Annotated in this window: 1 pseudogene; it reads right to left on the bottom strand. The window is 79.3% G+C overall.

From position 1 onward, the window contains the following. Positions 1-1121, bottom strand: a pseudogene (locus BST11_RS28850) (PE family protein); the annotation flags it as partial. Between the last annotated feature and the right edge of the window lie 70 nt (positions 1122-1191).

The following is a 1191-nucleotide window of genomic DNA, read 5'->3' as shown; positions in this document are numbered from 1 at the left end:
GCTGTCCCCCCCGGCCCCACCACCCCACGGGACCCGCCGAGGCCGCCGGTGCCGCTGCCGCCGCCGGTGCCGCCGTCGCCGCCGTTGCCGCCGTGGCCGCCGTCGCCCGCGTCACCCCCAATTGCCGTGGCCGAGGCGCCGTTGGTGGGGGTGTTCCCCCCATTGCCGCCGGCACCGCCGAGGGCCCCATTGCCGCCCTGACCCCCTTGGCCTCCGACGCCGGCGTTGCCGCCGTCGCCGCCATTGCCGAACAGCCCGCCGGCCCCGCCGTTTCCGCCGTGGCCGCCGGCCCCACCGGTGCCGCCGGTGCCGCCGAAGCCACCGGCCCCGCCGTCGCCGCCCGCACCCCCAACGGACTGCAAACCACCCGCTGAGGTGCCGGCAAACGACGCATTTCCGCCCTTGCCGCCGGTGCCGCCATCGGCTCCGAGGCCCCCAACGCCGCCGGTGCCGCCGGCGCCACCGGCGCCGCCCGTGCCGGCCAGCAGCCCGCCATGACCGCCGTCGCCGCCGGTGCCACCGGCGCCACCCGTTCCGCCGGAGGCGCCCGCGGCGCCGTCGCCGCCGGTGCCGCCCGCCCCGGACGTGGCGAACGAATTGGTACCGAAGCCCGAAGCCTGCCCGCCGATACCGCCGGCGCCGCCCACGCCGCCGGGGGCCGAAGCGTTGGTCCCGTTGCCGCCATCGCCTCCCGTGGCCGAAGCAAAGCTCCCCGTCGCGCCCCCCGCCTGACCGCTTCCGCCGGCGCCACCGGCACCCCCGTTGCCGCCGGCGCCACCGGCCCCGCCATTGCCGCCGTGCCCCTCGGCGCTCGCGTTGGCGAACGCCGAGCCGCCGGCACCGCCGGTTCCTCCGGTGCCGCTGAGACCGCCGTCGACGCCGTTGCCGCCGGTGAAGCCGAACGAGCTGCCATCGGTGCTGTTGAAGATGCTGCCGCCGGCGCTGCCGGTGGCGCCCTGCCCGGTAATGACGGGGTTGACGCCGTTGGCCCCAGCCAGACCGGTGCCGCCCTGGCCGCCGGCACCGCCGGCGCCGAACAGGTTGGCGCTGCCGCCGTCGCCCCCGCGGCCCGGAAGGCCGCCGTTGATGCCCGCCGCCGCGGCGCCACCCTGACCACCCATGCCGCCGTTGCCGTTCAGCCAGCCACCCGCGCCCCCATTGCCACCGGACGCGCCCGCGCCGCCCGCCCCG

Source organism: Mycobacterium alsense (genome assembly GCF_002086635.1).
GTDB lineage: Bacteria > Actinomycetota > Actinomycetes > Mycobacteriales > Mycobacteriaceae > Mycobacterium > Mycobacterium alsense.
Note: the sequence above shows the minus strand (reverse complement) of the source record. Positions and strands in the feature narration are given on the sequence as shown.